The 20,372-nt window shown below is 50.6% G+C and carries 10 protein-coding genes; 8 read left to right on the top strand and 2 right to left on the bottom strand.

The window, feature by feature from the left end; all coding sequences use genetic code 11:
* The first annotated feature begins 43 nt into the window (after positions 1–43).
* From pgsB to pgsW, 3 genes are read left to right on the top strand one after another with little or no spacing between them, the layout of a single operon-like run.
* The gene (gene pgsB, locus BM292_RS05525) at positions 44–1,249 is read left to right on the top strand and encodes a poly-gamma-glutamate synthase PgsB (protein ID WP_092856122.1); all 1,206 of its coding nucleotides are present in this window, start codon (positions 44–46) and stop codon (positions 1,247–1,249) included.
* Positions 1,246–1,821 carry a poly-gamma-glutamate biosynthesis protein PgsC gene (gene pgsC / locus BM292_RS05520; RefSeq protein ID WP_092856120.1) on the top strand — a complete coding sequence of 192 codons (576 nt, stop codon included), beginning with the start codon at positions 1,246–1,248 and terminating at the stop codon, positions 1,819–1,821. The genes pgsB and pgsC overlap by 4 nt, the downstream gene beginning before the upstream one ends.
* 28 nt (positions 1,822–1,849) lie before the next feature.
* Positions 1,850–3,001, top strand: a complete 1,152-nt coding sequence (gene pgsW, locus BM292_RS05515; RefSeq protein WP_092856118.1) for a poly-gamma-glutamate system protein — start codon at positions 1,850–1,852, stop codon at positions 2,999–3,001.
* Positions 3,002–3,419: 418 nt separating this feature from the next.
* Here the strand turns inward: pgsW and BM292_RS05510 are convergent, their stop codons facing one another.
* Positions 3,420–4,613 carry a DcaP family trimeric outer membrane transporter gene (locus tag BM292_RS05510; RefSeq protein ID WP_092856116.1) on the bottom strand — a complete coding sequence of 398 codons (1,194 nt, stop codon included), beginning with the start codon at positions 4,611–4,613 and terminating at the stop codon, positions 3,420–3,422.
* A gap of 390 nt (positions 4,614–5,003) precedes the next feature.
* Here BM292_RS05510 and acs point away from each other — a divergent pair, with 390 nt between their 5' ends.
* From acs to BM292_RS05485, 5 genes are all read left to right on the top strand, one after another.
* Positions 5,004–6,947 carry an acetate--CoA ligase gene (gene acs / locus BM292_RS05505; protein ID WP_092856114.1) on the top strand — a complete coding sequence of 648 codons (1,944 nt, stop codon included), beginning with the start codon at positions 5,004–5,006 and terminating at the stop codon, positions 6,945–6,947.
* A gap of 145 nt (positions 6,948–7,092) precedes the next feature.
* A complete protein-coding gene (locus tag BM292_RS05500) occupies positions 7,093–7,740 on the top strand; it encodes a response regulator transcription factor (RefSeq protein ID WP_092856931.1) in 648 nt (215 codons plus the stop codon).
* A gap of 121 nt (positions 7,741–7,861) precedes the next feature.
* A complete protein-coding gene (locus BM292_RS11840; RefSeq protein ID WP_092856112.1) occupies positions 7,862–12,061 on the top strand; it encodes a S8 family serine peptidase in 4,200 nt (1,399 codons plus the stop codon).
* 97 nt (positions 12,062–12,158) lie between these two features.
* A complete protein-coding gene (locus BM292_RS11835; RefSeq protein WP_177203785.1) occupies positions 12,159–16,091 on the top strand; it encodes a S8 family serine peptidase in 3,933 nt (1,310 codons plus the stop codon).
* A 75-nt stretch (positions 16,092–16,166) separates the two neighbouring features.
* Entirely contained in the window at positions 16,167–16,634 is a 468-nt protein-coding gene (locus tag BM292_RS05485; protein ID WP_092856108.1) for a hypothetical protein, read from the top strand.
* A 1-nt stretch (position 16,635) separates the two neighbouring features.
* Here BM292_RS05485 and BM292_RS05480 read toward each other — a convergent pair whose 3' ends face one another.
* Complete coding sequence (locus tag BM292_RS05480) at positions 16,636–20,082, bottom strand: PAS domain-containing hybrid sensor histidine kinase/response regulator (protein ID WP_092856106.1); 3,447 nt, start codon at positions 20,080–20,082, stop codon at positions 16,636–16,638.
* Positions 20,083–20,372 lie beyond the last annotated feature (290 nt).

The raw sequence follows: 20,372 nt of genomic DNA, 5'->3' as shown, positions 1-20,372 counted from the left end.
TACATACACTTATGAATGTAATTTACAATCTAAAGGCCAAAACATGTCATTTCCTTTGTTATTAAGCATTGTGGTGTTGCTGTGGCTGGCATTGGTCGCAGCAGGCGCCTTCGAGGCGCTTCGCCATAGAATTCTACTGCGTAATATCCCGGTGCGGGTGCATGTGAACGGCACGCGCGGCAAAACCAGCGTGACCCGACTGATTGCTGCTGGCCTGCGTGGCGGTGGCAAGCGCGTGTGCGCGAAAACCACCGGTTCCGCGGCGGCGATGACGGACCCCGACGGACGTGAATTTCCGATTTATCGCATTAGCGGTGCGAATATTATCGAGCAGATGCGCATGCTCAAACGCATGGCAGCACTGAAGCCGGAAATTGTCGTTGTCGAGTGCATGGCATTGCAACCCCACTACCAAAGCTTAAGTGAGTTACGCATGGTGCGCTCCACTGTGGGTGTCATCACCAATGCCCGCGCTGACCATCTCGATGTAATGGGGCCTGGCGAGCGTGATGTCGCTTTAGCATTAGCTGGTAGCACGCCGGTGCGTGGCAACCTGTTCACCGCCGAACGTGATTTACTTGATGTATTTGAAGAGTCCTGCCAAGACCGTCGTAGCCAACTTCACGGCGTCACCGAAGACGAAGTAACCGCGATTCCTGAAGACACACTCGCTCAGTTCAAATACGCCGAACATGCTGAAAACGTCGCGTTAGCGCTCAAAGTGTGTGAACACTTGGGCGTGAAACGCGAAGACGCGTTGCAAGGCATGCTGGCCCTAGAGCCCGAAGCAGGTGCCATGCAGGTATTGCATGTGCGCTACTTTGAGCGCGACCTGGTATTCGTGAACGCGTTTGCTGCCAATGACCCCGAATCGACCGGGCGCATCTGGGAAAACATGCTAGAAAAGCATGGCCAAGGGCGTCATTCCATCATGCTCATTAACTGCCGTGCCGACCGCCCGCATCGTTCGCAGCAAATGGCGGAAGCTGTGGTGCAATGGTCGCCTGCGAGCAAGATTGTGTTGATGGGCTCGGGCTCATTCATTTTCGTTCGCGAGGCCATGAAATTTGGCCTCGATCCCGACAAATTATTAGTCATGGAAGGTGCGCATATGACCGAAATTACCGAAGTATTGCTGGAGCAATCGCAGGGCCACGCTTTGATTGTGGGCATGTGTAACATTCATGGTGGCGGCGAAGAAGTCGCACGCTTTTTCCAAAACCGTGCAATTGATGAGGAAGACGTATGATAGCGCTCAATATTCTTGCCGTAGCTATCGGCATTGGTTTGTTTTTCACGCTTCTGCTGACCCAAACGTTGGGCTTAGCAGCTGGTGGTTTGGTGGTCCCTGGCTATGTGGCGTTGCAGTTAACCGACCCACTAAGTTTAGCGCTAACCCTATTAGCCGCTTTCGTGACTTTTCTGATTGTCAAAATCGTCTCGAGTTTTGTGATTGTGTACGGCCGCCGTCAAACCATCATTATGATTCTGACCGGCTACATCATTGCGGGTTTGTTTGATTTATTCATCGGTAATTTAGTCAATTGGACCGATCTACAAATGATTGCTGGAGTCGATGAGGCGCAGGCGCAAGTGCAGCCGCTTGAGTCGAGTTTTATGATGGCGGTGATGGAAAGCAGCATCATCGGTTACATCATTCCCGGATTGATTGCGATTTGGTTTGAGCGCCAAGGCGCGTTGCAAACGCTGTGTGGCTTGGCGGTTACCGCAGTACTGGTGCGTCTCGCACTGATTGCGATTATGCCAGAGTCACTGCACATGTACGAAGCGAGCCGCGCATTTCAGATGCCAGGCTGGTAATTGACGCGCCAACAGGAGAATTATTCACATGAGTAAATTTACCAAGATCTATTGGCGCTCGTCGGGAGTGCCACTTTGGGGCCAAGTGTTTTTGATTGCGCTAGCGGTACTGGCATTTTTGCTAGCCGAGAATTTGCGCCAACGAGACCCCGTGGTGGATAAAAACTATGCCACTATGGTGAACGCCGCCAAAATTATGCGTGAAGGCATGGATGTACTGAAACCATTGCGGGCGCAACTCGCACCGATTAATCCGGAGTTTGATCCGCAGCGTTCCGGCTTAGTGGGCTTAGAGAATTCGATTATTACCACCAACCAAGGTGGGCGCGAATCCAAACAGACCACAGTGAATCCGAACTGGGCTGCGGTGGCGGTAAAGCTGTTAGCGGACGCTGGCGTCGGTGAGGGTGATTTGGTTGCTGTGACCGTGTCGGGCTCATTCCCTGCGATGAACCTCGCGGTGTATTCAGCACTTGAGGCGCTCGGTGCCGATGCGATCATTATTGCTTCTGCTTCATCGTCACAGTGGGGCGCTAACGTGCCAGGCTTTGCGTGGCTGGATATGGAGCGCGAGCTACGCAACGCTGGGGTAATTTCGATGAAGCCCATTTATGCCTCGTTAGGTGGTATCGAAGACCGTGGTATTGGTATTTCGGATGACGGTATTGACGCGTTAAAACGTTCAATTGATCGCGCCGACATTGAGTTTATTGATCCCGCGAACTACCAAGAAGCGGTAGCCGATCGGATTGCGATTTTCCGTGAGTATTCCGCAGAACGCAGCTACAAAGCATTTGTGAACGTTGGTGGTGGCGCGACAATTGTTGGCCCACCGGGTATTGACGATATGTTCAAATCCGGTTTACAGAAAGATGCACCGGCACGTGCGTTCGCAGTCGACACGGTAATGGGATATTTCTTGCAAGAAGAGATTCCAGGCATTCATTTTATCGGTATCAAAAACTTAGCGAATCGCTACGGCTTACCAATTGCGCCAATTGAGCCCGTACCGGTTGGCAACGGCGGCATTTATTCAGCTACCGTGTACAACCGCTGGCTAGCAATCGCGCTTGGCTTAGGCCTATTTGGCATGACTTGGTTGATTGTGCGTTCAGCCCGCATCACCAGCATCTTCAATCGCGCCGGCGGCCACGGCAAAATCACCAAACCGATGGTTTGATGAACTGCAAAAGCGATATTAGCCGTTAGATATTAGTGGAGCCCGCAGTAGGTGTGTGGGGCCTCTGAAAAAAGACTGTTCAGTTGCAGCAAAAAAGTAGCATTTTGGGGCACCCGATTTGTAACAAATCTGCTGCAACTGAACACTAAAATTTTTAGAGGTATGCACAGCTTCAACCCCCACTGAAATTTCCCAATCTCTCTGAATATCTCTTGATATCGTCTGGCGTATTAGTTGGTTCAGTGAGGTATCAGTCAGGTGTCCGTCGCGTAATCGTGGAGCATTAGTCGTATGTCAGTCAATTAGGTTTCTGGCATATTTGTACATAATAAAAAGGCTAGCCAATTAGATGACTAGCCTTTTTTGCGAAGTGCTATTCCGAATATCTAATATCCAATAGCTAATATCGTACTTGCTCTTAGAACGTGTACATCGCCATGAACTGGACGCGGGTTAGGTCGCCATCGACGCCTGCGTCATTTTCACGTTGTGCCAACGATACTTCGCCGCCGAAGGTGAGTTTCTTGTCAACTGAGTGCATCACGTTGAAACCAACGCGTTGGGTGAATTCAGTTGCCAGTGAACCTTCGAGGTTGTCGGTGTTATCGGCCCAGCCGCGGCTGTAGACAATGTTTGAGCGCGTTTTGTCGCTCCAGTGATGACGGTACGCAAAGGTCACGCCCATCACGTCGAGTGATTCGAGGCTGTTGTTCGGGTCAACGTAACCACCGTTGAAGGTGTTTAAGCCCATGTAACGGCCGATACCGGAGCCTGCGGTGAAGCTAGCACGAATGTCGTTGCCGTTATCAAACGCTAATTTACCACCCAAGGTAACGCCGTAGCCGGTTGCGGTTTCGTCGCTACCATCGCTGTCGATGTCGTACGCTAATTGACGCACTAAACCGGCCACGCTGTAGCTGAAGTTACCACTCTTGCCTTTATATTTCGCGGTGAAGTCTGGCATGATGCCTTCACTGGTGGCCGCACGTGATACGGCGCCTGTGTCTGGGTTCACCAAGCTTACTGTGGTTTCTGGGTTTTCAATTGAGAAGCTCCAAGCGCCGCTGGTGTAGCGAACTTGCGGTTGACGCATGAACACCATACCGTCGGTTGCACCTACGAAATCAACAGATTCTGGCAAGATGCTGAGGTCTTGGAAGTTTGACCAAGCTTGACCAATCAACCAGTTTTTGTATTGCAGGTAGGCTTGACGCAAGCGTGGCGCGTATGAGTTAGTGATACGCTCATCGCCACTTGGCACGGTCAAGAAGTCGATTTCGATACGACCGCTGATGTCTTCGCCATTATCGAGCTTTTGCTTTACGTCGAAAAAGAAACGCGATTGACGCGCATGGAAATCGGTTACGGCGTCGTCACCTTGACCGCCCACTGGCGTTAAGCTAGGAATATAGAACTGGCGACCGATGTTTTTGTCGGTACCCGAACCGGCTGAACCGTCACCATAGTCAGAGATCATGGCATCGAGTTTTACATAGCCACTGAATGACCACTCTGGGCCTTCTGCAGCGTGAGCATTGGTGGCTAAGCCGCCTGCTAAGCTGGCAAATACTGCACTGGCAACTAGCGATTTGGTTAGAGTTTTTTGCAACATTGCTGTGCTCCTTTGGATTGAAAGCGTTTTTCGTTATTCGTCCGCTTCGCTCTTCGTCCGCTTCGCTATTCGTCGAACAGCGCGAAGCGCGGACGAACAGTGAGCAAAGCGAACGTACGAATGACGAAGCACGTATTTGATAAGCTTTTAACATGCGGGCGTAATTATCAATCTAGACTATGGTCTAATGGCTTGATCGCGCGCAATAACTGAAGGTATAGAGCAAAGAAAAATGCGTTATTCGTTACTCGTCCGCTTCGCTATTCGTCCGCTCGGCTATGCCTCACTGTTTGGAAGGAAACTTCGAACAGCGCGAAGCGCCGACGAACAGCGAAGCGTACAACCAGCGAAGCGCACGAACAACGAATTTGCAGTTCATTAGGAGGTTTTATGCAACATGACGTTTATAAAGTGCCGGCGGATGCGAAAGCGCGGGCGCTTGTCACGAATGACGATTACTTAGCGATGTATGAGCAAAGCGTGAAAGATCCGGAAGGATTTTGGCGTGAGCAGGGGCAACGGATTAGCTGGTTCAGCCCTTACTCAAAAGTGAAAAATACGAGCTTTGCGCCGGGTAATGTGAGCATAAAATGGTTTGAAGATGGCACCTTGAATGCGTGCTACAACTGCGTGGACCGCCATCTGGCGGAGCGTGGTGATAAAACGGCGATTATTTGGGAAGGTGATGACCCAAGTGTTAGTGAAGAGATTAGCTATAAGCAGTTGCACCATGAGGTATCACGCTTTGCCAATGGCTTGAAGAAGCTCGGCGTGCAAAAAGGTGACCGTGTGGCGATTTATATGCCGATGGTGCCTGAAGCTGCTTATGCGATGTTGGCCTGTGCGCGCATCGGTGCGGTGCATACGGTTATTTTTGGTGGTTTCTCGCCAAATGCGATTGCTGACCGTGTGAATGACTGCGGCGTGAAAGTGATTGTGACTGCCGACGAAGGTCGTCGCGGTGGTAAAACGACGCCATTGAAAGCGAATGTGGATGAAGCATTGCGCGGCGGTCGTTGTGCGACCGTTGAGAAGGTTGTGGTAGCGAAAGTCACGCATGGCGAAACCGAGTGGGATGACAGTCGCGATGTGGCGTGGGATCAACTGGTTAAAGACGTGCCGTCTGAATGTCAGCCGGAAGTCATGAATGCAGAAGACCCGCTGTTCATTTTGTATACCTCGGGCTCAACGGGTAAGCCGAAAGGCGTGTTGCATACTACCGGCGGCTACATGGTGTATGCGTCAATGACGCACGAGTTGGTGTTCGATTACCACGAAGATGATGTGTACTGGTGTGCAGCCGACGTGGGCTGGATTACGGGTCACAGTTATATTGTGTACGGTCCGCTTGCGAATGGCGCGACCACATTAATTTTTGAAGGCTTGCCAACGTATCCTGGCGTGGGTCGTATTGGTGAAGTTGTCGATAAGCACGGCGTTAATATTCTTTACACTGCACCGACAGCGATTCGTGCTTTGATGGCGAAAGGTACCGCTGCGGCTGAAACCTCAACGCGTAAGTCATTGCGCACGTTGGGTTCAGTCGGTGAGCCAATTAACCCTGAGGCGTGGGAGTGGTATTACAAAGTTATCGGTGAGAAGCGTTGTCCGATTGTCGATACCTGGTGGCAAACCGAAACTGGCGGCATCATGATCACGCCATTACCTGGTGCAACTGATTTGAAACCAGGTTCGGCAACCCGTCCGTTCTTTGGGGTGCAGCCTGCGTTGGTGGATGCTGACGGTCAAGAACTTGACGGCGCGGTTGATGGGAACTTGGTGATCAAAGATTCATGGCCAGGCCAAGCGCGTACGCTGTGGGGCGACCATGAACGTTTTGAGCAAACCTATTTCTCGGCGTACAAAAACGTGTACTTCACGGGTGATGGTGCGCGTCGCGATGAAGATGGTTACTTCTGGATTACCGGTCGTGTGGATGACGTATTGAACGTGTCAGGTCACCGATTAGGTACGGCTGAGATTGAGTCGGTGTTGGTTGAACATGCGAAGATTTCTGAAGCCGCGGTGGTGGGTTATCCGCATGATGTGAAAGGTCAGGGCATTTATGTGTATGTGTCAGCGATGGCAGGTACCGAAATTACCGACGAGCTGACCAAAGAAGTGCGCGATTGGGTACGCAAAGAATTAAGCCCCATTGCGACACCTGATTTTATTCATTGGACGCCAGATTTACCGAAAACGCGTTCAGGAAAAATCATGCGCCGTATTCTGCGTAAAATCGCCGCTAATGAGTTTGAAAATTTAGGCGATACCTCTACGCTTGCCGATCCGTCTGTGGTAGATTCGTTAATCGAAAATCGATTGAACAAGTAGCCCGTCGTTTCACGACGGGTCGTGCGCAGCACGGTTATTCTCAACGTTTAATCGATGGTTGGGTAGTTCTCAACGTTTAATCGATGGTTGGGCATTAACGACGCTGCGCGTCACCCGGCGTGAAACGCCGGGCTACGGGAATCTTATGGCCAAATTTTTAATTGCAGATGATCATCCTTTGTTTCGCGAGGCCCTGCAGGGGGCGCTCGCGAATCATTATCCTGAGCTTGAGCTGCGCGAGGCGGGCGATTTAGACGCGACGCTGGCGGCGCTTGCTGAGGACGATGATCTTGATTTGTTGTTATTAGATTTGCACATGCCGGGCAGCGGCGATTTGTATGGGTTGATTCGTATTCGCGAAGATTTCCCATTACTTCCCGTTGCCATCATCTCCGGCTCTGAAGACCCAGCGGTAGTGGCCAAATGTATTGGTTTTGGCGCGCTGGGCTTTATTCCTAAATCGTTATCGTCAGCGAAGATTGCCGAAGCCATCGACGTGATTCTGCAAGGCGACACTTGGGTGCCTGAAGAAATGCGTGGGCGCTTAGATAACATCTCCGATGAAGACCAAGAATTAGCGAAAAAAGTCGCTGATCTCACCCCCCAACAATATCGCGTGTTGTACTTGTTGCATGAAGGTTTGCTGAATAAGCAAATTGCCTATCAACTCAACATCACCGAAGCCACAGTGAAAGCTCACATCACTGCGATTTTCCGTAAGCTAGGTGTATACAGCCGTACGCAAGCCGTCCTCTTGGCTGAGCGTCTGCAACTAGAACCCAATCCCACCTAATTTGTTACATTCTGTTACAAATTTGAATAAAAATTGATTCATTTGTTAACAGTTTGTAGGTAATTTCTTCCTTTGCGACTGTCAATGTCGTACATATTTGACGAACAAAAAGGGAAGAGCAATGACAACAACAAGAACTGCTCGTTGGTCGACATTAGCGATAGCGGTTGCTGCGGCAACGTCGGTATCGACATTGACGGCTCAAGAGTTTCATAAAGTAGATGCAGCCATTAAAGTGACTGAACGCCAAGCGCAACAGGTTGGCGAAAAGCACAAAATGACTATTGAAGAATTCGCGGAAGCACAGCAATCAAGCCGTTACCTTATCGAATTTGTTGAACCAGCGGTTGCTGTTTATAAAGGCGGCATTGCTGGATTCGAAGCAACATCAGCGAAAGCGCTTGGTGTTGACAAACTGGATGTTAAATCACACAAAGTACAAAGCTACGCGCAGTACCTACAGCGCCGTCAAGAAACGGTTTTAAGCGAGGTGCGCAAGCGTATTCCTGAATTGAAAACCCAATCGCATTTAACCTTAACCTTCAACGGCGCCATTGTTGAATACAAAGGTTCTGATTTAAAAGACAAGTTACGCGGTATTCCGGGTGTAAAAGCGGTGCATGAAGACCATGTTGTTTACACTGATATGGATGCCTCCAACAACCTTATCAATTCACCTGAAGTATGGCAGATACTTGGTGGTCAAGATGTTGCGGGTAAAGGTGTCAATGTCGCGATTATCGATACCGGGATTGATTTTGCGCATCCAATGTTTGCCGACAATGGTCATGATCCAGCAACCACATCAGCAACCGATGACTACTGCGCACTGAACCCGGGCGTTTGTAACGACAAGATTGCTGTGGCTCGTTATTATCCAGCACCCGGTTCTGTGCATCCGAATGAGTTCATGGATTCGCCGCAAGATATGAATGGTCATGGTTCACATGTGGCGGGTACTGCTGCGGGTAACCCAGTTAGCACCACGTTTAATGGCGTTGCGTTGAACTTCTCTGGTGTTGCACCAGGCGCTAGCCTTTTTGTTTATAAAGGTTTGTGGAACACAGTTGATGGACGTGGTTCTGGTTTAACGCTAAGCCTTGCGGATGCACTTGAAGACGCCGCTGCTGATGGCGCCGATGTAATCAACAACTCATGGGGTGGTGGTGCCGGTGGGACACCTGCGGGTAGTTATTACACGCCAATTATGCAGGCGCTAGATGAAATGGGCGTCGTAACGGTAACTTCTGCAGGTAACTCAGGCCCAGGTGAAATGACCGTTGGTTGCCCAGGTTGTATTGAAGAAACGATTACGGTCGCGAGCACGCGCACCGGTCGAATCTTTGGCAACCCAGTTGCCGTTGAAGGTTTCGATGATTTTGTCGCGATTGCTGGAAGTGGCAATTTCACGATTGATTCGGCAATCACTGGGCCGTTAATGCCGGCGTTAGAAATCGACGCGGCAAACTTCGAAGGTTGTAATGCTTTCCCAGCGGATGCATTTGCTGGCCATATCGCGATGATCTCGCGCGGAACCTGTAGCTTTGAAATTAAAGCCAATAACGCACAAGCGGCTGGCGCTACTGCCTTGATTGTTTATAACAATGCCGGTGCTGCGGCCGGTATGAACATGGGCGCTGCCACCTTACCGAGCGTGATGATTGGGCAAGCTGATGGTGAAGCGGTACTAGCGGCATGGACTGCTGGCTTATCGGCAACGATCAATCCAGCTGCGGCGATTATTGATGACGCGAACGTTGATGTGCTCTCTGACTTCAGTTCACGTGGTCCGAACGGCGATCCGAATATGTTGAAGCCAGAAATCGCGGCACCGGGTCATGATATTTTGTCGGCCGCGCCTGGGCAAAGTTACATGGCGATTAGCGGTACCTCTATGGCAAGCCCACATGTGGCAGGCGCAGCGGCGTTATTGCTCGCGCATAAACCTGACTTGTTACCTCAACAAGTGAAGTCTATCTTAATGACCTCATCGGTTGACGGTGTGTTGAAAGATGATGGCGAAACGCCAGCTGATCCGTTTGACGTCGGTGCAGGACGTCTCGAATTGCCACGTGCCTTCAATACGGGCATCACTTTCGATGTCGCTTCGTTCGCTCACCCAATGTGTTTGAACATTTGTAGCTTCACCCGTGAAATTACGAATTTGGACGATGCTGCCGGTGAATGGCATGTTGCGGTTGACTTTAATAACCCGAATGTTACCGCAACTTACCCAGAAACTATTAGCATCGATGCAAGTGGCACAGCTGAATTGACGCTTGAAGTGAATGGGCGCCAAGCGGATGAAAACTGGCAATTCGGTACGCTCACGTTAACCGATGCTAGCGGCACGTTCGCTGACGCGCGTTTACCGATTGCTGTATACACCGCATTGTCAGAAGATTCTGGCGTATTCAGTGGCGGCATTACTGCAGGTGACTTGGTTGCAGGAGCACCACTCACCATGACATTGATGTCTGCGTTGGGTGACACCGGTGAAGATGTGACAATCACTGCGCAGTTCCCAGCTGATGAAAACTTCGTGTTAGATGCCGATTCGGTAACGGTGACTGAAACGCTCAGTACCACCACTAGTTCAACAGTTGACACCACCGCTGGAACCTACACGTGGGTGGGTACCCAAACAGATGAACCACCAACACCAACGCTGGCGCTTTCTGGCAGCTTCCCATTCCCGGGATGGGGCTTTGATGACCTTGCTGGTTTCGGTATCACTCCAGTTGTTCGCTGTGATGCAGGCTGTGATGAGTATGCTCTAAGTCTCAATATCGATGGTTTCGCAACGTGGGAATACGCTGGTGTCGAACACACCCTTATGACCTTCTGGGAAAATGGTGTGATTGAAATCGGTGGAAGCACGGTTGGTTCAACTTGGAGTCACCAAACTTTACCGAACGTTGCACCACCGAATAACGTGTTAGCGCCACTTTGGACTGACTTTGAAGTGGCAGCAGGTACAGGTGAACTTCGTTACGGTTTAGTTAATGACGGTGTTGATGATTGGTTGTTGTTTGAATGGTACAACGTTCAGGAATACGGCAGTACTTCTGGTACAACGTATACGTTTAACGTGTGGTTCCGGTTAAACTCAAATGAAGCCTTCTTCAACTATGTCGATATTAACCAAGCAACGCCGTTAGCTTTAGGTGTGATTGGCCTGGAGAATATTGACGGTACTGCTGGCACGATGGCCTTCTATAATGGTAGTGGTTATTACCCAGCCGATAGCGATGTGATTGTCGCCGGTATGACCAAAGGTGAGTTGGCATCGGTGCAAATTGACATGGATGCCAGCGTGGCGACTTTCGGTGATGTTGCGAGTGCAGCAGGCGAAGGTGCTCATAGTCGAGCTATGTCTGTTGACCTAACTACCGCTGTTGGCGCGCCACAACGCGATTTAACCACGTTGTTAAATATCACCAGCGGCACCGTGTCTTACGACGCCGTATTACCGTTGCTGATTAAACCAGACGGCGGTTTAACCGTTGAAGTGACGGTGCAACCAGAGCACGGTAGCGTCAGCCTTGATGGCATGACCGCAACCTACACACCGGATGCAGGTTATGTGGGTACCGATAGCTTCAGTTATCGTGTGGTCGATGCTTCAGGCGCAACGTCAACGGAAAATACGGTTTCAATGACGGTTACCAACGCAACACCAACCGTGACTGCAACGGCACCGGAAACCGCTGAAAACGGCGATACCGTGGTGTTAAATGCATCATCGGCAGCGGATGCTGACGGCGATGCGTTAACCTACAGCTGGGTGCAAACTGCTGGTCCTGAACTTGAGCTGAGCGGTGCAGATACAGCGCAGGCTAGTTTCACCGCACCATTGTTTGAAGAAGAGGACACTGACTTTGGATTCACGGTAACCGTGAGCGATGGTCTTGCTTCTGCGACGAGCGATGTGGTGATGACTGTGTTAGCTGATCCAAACACCGCGCCGGTAATCAATATCAATGCGCCAAGTTCAGTTTCAGCCGATGAAATTGTGCGTCTGGATGCATCTGGTACCACTGATGCCGAGGATGACACCTTAACCTTCAATTGGCAGTTCGCTGGCGGTGCAACGGTATCGTTGAATAACGCAAATACTGCGGTTGCGACCTTCACGGCACCGCGTGTCTTTGAAGAAGCTCAAGCGAACTTTGTGCTGACGGTTTCTGATGGTCGTGCGAGCAGCCAGCAAATGATCACCATTACGATTGAGCCAGAAGAAAAATCAAGCGGTTCAATGGGTTGGTTGTTCGTATTGCTAGCTCTGCCGTTGGTATGGCTACGCCGTAGTAAAGGTTAAGTTAAAATAAATTATTACAAAATTTATTCTTTTGTAATTTGGTCTAAAACGGCGATAGTATGAACTATCGCCGTTTTTTATGAGTATAAAAAGAACTATGAAAACACTACAGACAACCCTTGCACTAACCATTGCGACTCTGCTGACTGGCGGCGCTTCGGCTGCGGCTCTCACCACCGATATTCAGGTGAAAGTGAACGAGCGCACCGTGCCAGCACCACAGCGTAAACTTCCGCAAGCAAGCGAGGCCAAGGTGCGCGTTACCGCGCCTAAACGCTACTTAATTCAACTCGATGAGCCAAGCGTGGCGACTTACAAAGGTGGTATTGCTGGTTATGCGGCAACTTCAGCCAGTGTAACCGGTAACGAGCGCTTAAAGGTTGGTAGCCAAGCGGTTGCTGATTATTCAAATTATGTGCAGAAGCGCCAGAAAGACGTGTTTGCGGCGATAGCGCAGAAAGTACCAGCGGTGGCGATGAAGCAGCAAATGAAACTGTTGTTGAACGCCATGGTGGTGGAATATGACGGTGATGATTTAGCGCAGCGGTTGGCGGGTATGCCAGGTGTGAAAGGTGTGTATGCCGACCGTGAAGTTTTTGTGCAAACAGATACATCGAACGGCATTATTGAATCGCCAGAATTATGGCAACGCTTAGGTGGCCAAGCACAAGCTGGTGCTGGGGTGAACATTGCTATTTTAGATACCGGTATCGACCCAGATCACATCATGTTTGAAGATAACGGACATACCCGACCAGATTTGGGCGTGACCGATGATTATTGTGCGACCACACCGTCATTCTGTAATGACAAATTAGTGGTTGCGCGCTATTTCGCACCAACCGGTGCTGACTTGCACCCAGATGAATTCTTAAATTCACCGGAAGATTTAGATGGTCACGGCACGCACGTGGCGGGTACCGCCGCTGGTAACCCAGTGAGTACGACCTTCAATGGCGTTGCCGTTAACTTTTCAGGTGTTGCGCCAGGCGCTAATTTGATGGTTTACAAAGCGCTGTGGGTGAATGCTGATGGCACCACCACGGGCTCGTCGATCAGTTTAGCTCAGGCGCTTGAAGCAGCCGCGGATGACGGCGCTGATGTGATTAACAACTCATGGGGTAGCTTAGATAATGGCGTGGCGCCATACGAAGCCGATATTGTGCGCGCTATTGACGAAATGGGCATTATTAATGTCGCGGCTGCCGGTAACGATGGCCCGACTGAGAGCAGCATGGGATGCCCTGCGTGTCTGGATGAAATGTTTGCGGTAGCCAATACCCAAACCGGTCGCAGCTTTGCGGTCACGATGGAACACAGTGATTATAGTAATGCGATTCCTGTGCTAATTGGGCAAGGGGATTTCACTATTTCAAGCCCGATTAGTGGTGCTTTTCGCACTGTTAAGAACGATGCGCCGTCGAATCCACTAGCTTGTAGTAGTTTTAGTTCGGGATTGTTCACCAATGAGATTGTGTTGGTAGAGCGCGGTACCTGTACCTTCGAGCAAAAGGCGAATAATTTACAAGCCGCTGGCGCCCGCGCCATGGTGCTTTATAACAATGTTGACGGTTCAATTAGCATGGATATGGGGGCGGCGACACTTCCTAGCGTTTCGATTGATAAAGTTACCGGCGACCAACTTGAAACCGACTGGACCGCAGGTGAGCAGGTGACGATTAATCCGCCTGAGCGCACGATCAATGAATCAGCTCAAGACCGTTTGGCCGCTTCTAGTTCGCGGGGACCAAATCGCGATAGTACGATCTTGAAACCAGAAGTAGCGGCGCCAGGAACCGGAATTTTGTCGGCTTATCCGGGCGGCCAAGTGGCGTTATTGAGCGGAACTTCAATGGCGAGCCCGCATGTGGCCGGCGCGGCAGCGTTATTACGTGATCTCAAACCAAGCTGGACGCATCAGCAAATTAAGTCGGTGTTGATGACTGCGGCAAATCCTGCGATTAAGCAAAGTGACAACGACAATCAAGCGACACCGCATCAAGTGGGTGCTGGACGCATTGATCTGGCTGCTGCGGCCGATTCAGGAATCAGCTTTGATCGTGCCTATTTGAATAACAATGCATGTATAGGCATGTGCGAATTTACACGCAGTGTGACCAACTTAACCAACAGCGCGCAAACGTGGAATGTCACTGCAACGTTTGATGACCCAGATATGTCGGCGACTTTCCCAGCCACGTTTACGCTGGCAGCGAATGAAACCAAGGCCTTTACGATTACTGTGAATACGGCGTTTGCAGAAGCAGGTTGGCAATATGGTGGGGTAACCTTTACCGCGAACTCGGGCGGTTATTCGCCAGCGCGTTTGCCGGTTGCTGTATATACCTCAACGTCAGATGACCCACGGATCATTTCTGGTGCGATTGCCTCGGGTGCGGCGGTAGCTGGCGAGGCAATGCAGTTGCAATTGCGCGGTGGCTTGGGCTTTACCGATGGCGCGACCACCTTTTCGGTGGCGCTACCGACCAGCAGCGGTATTGCAGTTGATTACGACAATATCGATTTACAGCTAAAACGCAGCACGCAAACGGCGTTAACGGTTGAAGAAACGATTGGCTCAGTGATTTGGCAGGGCGATCAAAATGATGCGCCGGATGCGGCCAATATTGCGACCACGTCGGGTTTTGCTTTTGCCGGTATGTCATTAGCCGATGTAGCGCTCAGCAACGACATTAGTATCTCCAGTGTTTGTAGCGAAGGCTGTGATGATCTGGTAGCGGAAGTTGAGCTTGAAGGCGACGGGGCGATTTGGAGCTTTGATGGCATTGACCATAACGTGTTCTCCATGTGGAGTAACGGTGTGGTCGAGCTTGGGGCAAGCCGCGCACTGTTTACTGCGGTTGCCGCTGATTCGTTCCCAAATGAGAGTGAGCCGAATGGCATCATTGCACCGTTTTGGACTGACCTTGAGTTCGTGAACGGTGATGGTGAGATGAATTACGCCATTGTCACTGAAGGGTCGGATACCTATTTGGTGCTGGAATGGCAAAATGCGCGCAGTTGGGTTGCCTCAGGCAGCACCGACAGTGGCGTACGTTTTACTTTCAACGTGTGGTTCAAGTTGGGCACCAATGAAGTGATTTATAACTACGTGGATGTGAATAGCGGCGCACCGACATACAAGCTTGCGATTGGCCTAGAGAACTTGCGCGGTGACGTCGGTGCAACGCATTACGCTTCTGCGACAAGTATCGGCAGTTATCCAGCCGATGGTGCGACACTGGCGGCTAGCTTTACCTATGGTGAGCGCGCCGAAGTATTAATGAACGTGCCGGTGACGGTAAGTAACATTGGCCCACTCGCGGACCTGACAGTAACCGGCACCGCCAACCAGACTGCTGAAGTTGATTTCGCGACAGCAACGGCGGAGTTAGGTCGTGAATACGTGGTGTTGATGAATATTACCAGCACCGATGCGGGTTCGCCGGTGGAGTATGCTGCCCAGTTACCAATTTCGGTTCAGCCGCAAGGCGCGTTGACTGGCGTGTTAGTGAGTCAGCCTGCGCATGGTTCAGCGACATTCACTGGCGCGACGCTGAGCTATACACCGGATGCCGATTATACGGGCAGTGATAGTTTCAACGTGCGTTTGGTTGATGAAGCTGGCTCGCCTACTGCAACAGCGACGGTGACGGTCGAAATTACCAATACGGCACCAGTCGTGAGCGTGGATGCACCAAGTTCCGCCACGTCAGGTGACACGGTTCGGCTTGATGCTTCTGCAAGTAGCGATGCCGATGGCGATGCGTTGACTTACGAATGGGCGGTTGTCAGTGGCTCTGGTGTTTCACTCTCTGGTGCAACTTCAGCCACAGCAAGCTTTACTGCACCAACGGTTGAGACTGCAACCACGGTGCAGGTGCGGGTTATTGTCTCAGACGGCCTAGCAACCGCTCAGCAAACGGTGTCGGTGAGTATTACGCCACCGAAGAAAAGCTCAGGCGCGTTAGGCTGGTTAATGGTGTTGTTAGCACTGCCCTTAGTGTGGTTACGCCGCCGCCATGCTTAGAATGTTAAGTTGCTATAATTCATAATAAAACGGCGATAGGATGATTCTGTCGCCGTAATTCAACGAGGTGTTGCTATGACTAAAGGATTAACTCAAGCACTGGGCATGTTAGTTTTCGCTGTTGCAATAACTGGCTGTGTTGATGCCGAACAAGCCAATAGCGATGGGATTGTGTCCATGACCCATGAAACTGAGCAAGAACAGAGTGTCGATCCTGCTGCTGATGCGAGCCGCGATGCGCGCATTGCCGAGCTTGATAATCAGATTCGTACGATGGTGGGGATTGCTCGCGCCGATTCGTTTGATCAGTGCCGTATGGCGGCTGTTGGCAAACGCGCCTGCGGTGGGCCTGAGTATTACATTGCATACTCAACCCAAGAGACGGATGAGAAGACGCTGCAGCAATTGATAGACGAGTATACGCAATTGCGTATTGAGCATATTCAAGCGACTCGGGAAATGAGTACTTGTGAGGTGATTCCTGAGCCTCAATTATCGCTTGAAAATGGTATTTGTCGCGCGACGCCACTCGCGCGCATGTAACTTATTGCCGCTCCAAATATTTCAGTAGTGATTTGAGAGCGGCTGGTTTGACTGGCTTGGCCAGAAAGTGCAAGTTTTGTTCACGCGCTTGTTTACGCACCGAGTCATCGCGCATGGCGGTTACTAACGCACCGGATAACGTGTCACCCCAGTAATGCCGTAGCGCTCGCGCTAGACTTAAGCCGTCATGTTCGTCATCACCTAATTGATAATCTAACAAGATGCCATCGGGGCGTTCATGGGTGCTGGCGTATTCAAGCGCGGTTGCGCTGCTGGTGAAGGTTTCGACAGTACAGCCCCACTTCTCTAAAAGTGCGCGTAAGGCGCTTAAGTTTTCTTGGTCGTCATCAACGCAAACCACCTGCATGCCACGGTTCACGTCTGCTGTATTGGCTTGTTGTGGCTTTTCGTAAACCTGCGAAGGGTTGCCAAGCGGTACTTGTACTGAGAAACAACTACCTGAGCCTTCAACTGTTTTAAGCCGCAGTTCACAGTGCAACTGTTCGCTCATACGTTTCGCCACACTCAAGCCTAAACCGACCCCTTCAACACGGGTTTGCGAGCCACGGTAGAAAGCATCAAAAATGCGGTGGCGCTGCTGCGCGGTAATACCTGGGCCGGTGTCGTAAACGGCGATAAGTAAGTGCTCACCACGTTTGCGCACCGCAAGTAATACTTTGCCTTGGTCGCGGTTGTATTTCACCGCGTTGGACAAGAAGTTTTGAATAATGCGACGCAAATAGGTCGGGTCGGTATACACCACGCCGTCGTGCAAGTGGGTTTTTAAAGTAATACCACGTTGCTCGGCTAACACACCGTATTCATGAATCAGCGGCTCTAAAATGGTACTTAAGCGCACATGGCGAAAGCTTGGCTGCAGCGCGCCTTGGTCCATTTTCGCAATTTGTAGCAAGGTACTCAGCAAATGCTCGGTAGAAGCTAACGCGGTATCGAGTTTACTCACCAGTTGCAGGTTATTGTGGTTGAGGTTGTTTTCGTCCATGGCTGACAAATACAGTCGAGCGGCGTTTAATGGCTGTAGAATATCGTGACTCGCTAATGCCAAGAATCGCGTTTTTGAGGCGTTGGCCTCTTCAGCTTGTTGCGTGGCCTTTTTCAGCTCTACTTCCACTTTGCGGCGACGTTCAATTTCTTCAGTGAGCTCATTGTTGATTTCGCGGATTTTTTTCTGGCGCACGTTAATGCGCTGCTCAAGATCGATATTCGCTTCTTCGAGCGCCTGTTGTGTTTCAACGTGTTCGGTAATATCCGTGAACGAGGTTACAAAACCGCCATTGGGTAGCGGGTTGCCCACCATTTCAATGACCCGACCATCGCCACGGCGACGAATGAAGCGGTGTGGTGAACCCACTTGCATGTGTTTCAGACGTTTCGCGACCAGCTCGTCAATTTCACCAGGGCCACATTCACCGCGCTCGGCGTTGTAGCGAATCAGTGTGGCAATAGGTTGGCCCGGTTTCACCATGCCGTCGGGATAATCAAATAGATCAAGATAACGCTTGTTCCACGCCACCAAACGTAAGTCGGCATCGACTACTGAAATACCTTGCGCCAAGTTTTCGAGTGAGCTGAACAGAATAGCTTGTTGCGTTTGTAGCGCTTGGGTGGTGTCATCAAAAAAGTGCACCACTTCTTCAAGGTGCAAGCGACGATCGCGCAGCGCGGCCTCAACCAGTGAACGCGCTGTTGCGGCACCGAGTACGCCAGTGAGCACGCGCTCCACGTAATCGATGAATTCACGCGATGCGACATCTTCTTTATTGGTATGGCTGCTGTCATTGCCTTGTGCTTCGGCAAAGTAATCGAGTAATTGTGCGGTGCGTTGCTCGCCCACAAAGGTTTGTAGCAATAACATCATATCGCCATTGGTGGCTTGATGATGACGACCGACGGTGTGTTCTTGCACTCGAGTGCGCGGTTTCACAAAGGCCGTCGCCTGAATACGGTCAATCAAACGCGGCTGTGCCAGCAGTGAAAACACAAAGTAGAAAGCGGTGTTCACTGCCAAACTGATCACAGTACCTTGTGTAATAATGCTGGTGTCGGTGCTGTCGTGCGGTAAATACATCGGTACCGCTACAGCGAATAGCCAAGCTATCAGACCGGTACCTAAGCCAACATACACACCACGCGCGTGACCGCGACGCCAATACAAGCCACCCAATACCGCCGGTAGCAGTTGTAACACCACCGAGAATGCTAATAAGCCAATACTTACGAGCCCCGTGCCGGCTGCCCAGAAGTAATAACATAAGTAGCTCAATAATAAGATGATGGCGATGGCAACGCGCCGAATAAACAAGAGGCGCTTTTGAAAGCTTGTGGGGAAGCGGCTACGACGTTGCAAAATCACCGGCATAATCACGTCGTTGGTGACCATGGTGCTGAGAGTGACCGAGGCGATAATGACCATCGCGGTTGCTGCAGAAAATCCACCGATAAAGATAAATACCGCTAGCCAAGTCTGGTCATGTAGCAACGGCAAGCGCAGGGCATAGGTATCGCCATCAATGCCGTTACCGAAGAATAGACCGCCACTGAGCGCAATTGGCACAATAGCGACGGCAACTAAAACTAAATACAGCGGAAAGCCCCAACGTGCGGTTTTGAGGTGGTTTACATTCACGTTATCCACTACCGCCACGTGAAATTGGCGCGGTAGACATAGAATAACGCCGGCTGCCATAAAAGTTTGAACAATGAAATCAAACTCGGTTAGCGCCTCCCAACTCCAAGCTTTTGAACTTGGTGTGGTGACTTGCTCCCACATGCTAACGGGTGAGACATCATTAAATAAGAAGTATGCAAACACCGCAGCGGCTAATAGCGCAAGCAACTTCACTGCGGATTCAAACGCAATCGCTAGAATCATCCCGTTACGATATTCGGTGACCTCAATGTGACGAGTACCGAACAACATGGCAAATACCGCCATAATTCCGGCGGCGACGAGCTCATTAATCGAAAATTGGGTCAACGCTGAGGTGTTTTCGGTCAGCACTACAAAGGTCAGACCAACAGCTTTTAATTGCAGCGCGATGTAAGGAATTGTTGCCAGTGCCGCAATCAGCGTGACAAACAAGGCAAGGCGCTGACGCTTGCCATAACGACTGGCGATGAAGTCAGCAATCGAGGTGATGTTCTGCTGTTTCGACACGCTTACCAGCTTTTCCAGCAATGGCAACGCAAAGATAAATAATAAGAACGGCCCGAGCAAAATCGGAATATATGCCCAGCCGTCAGTTGCCGCATTACCCACCGCACCATAGTACGTCCAGCTGGTGCAATAAATTGCAAGCGACATACTGTAAATGATTGGTTTATAGCTAATTTTATTGGCCAACGAGTTGGGTTTGTCACCCCAGTGCGCAACGGCAAAGAGCAGGGCGATGTAGGCCAATGAGGCTAAGATGAGTAGTAGTGTCATGTGGGTGCGCGTTGTTCATATTTCGATAGATTGGATTAGTTAAACGGAAAGTAACTGATACTGCAAGAGCGTTGTTCGTACGCTTCGCTGTTCGTGCGCGCTTCGCGCTGTTCGTGTTTCGAATAGTGAGGCATAGCCGAACGGACGAACAGCGAAGCGCACGAGTAACGAATAACGCAGTTGGTTGTCATATGATGTTTTTCTTATATGGGGTTTTATTTTTGGTCAAATGTTGCTACAAAAAGAGAGGTGTAATAATTCGTTACACTTTGTCACAAATTGGATGTGCG

The sequence above is a fragment of the Pseudidiomarina tainanensis genome (assembly GCF_900115255.1).
Classification (GTDB): Bacteria; Pseudomonadota; Gammaproteobacteria; order Enterobacterales; family Alteromonadaceae; genus Pseudidiomarina; species Pseudidiomarina tainanensis.
Note: the sequence above shows the minus strand (reverse complement) of the source record. Positions and strands in the feature narration are given on the sequence as shown.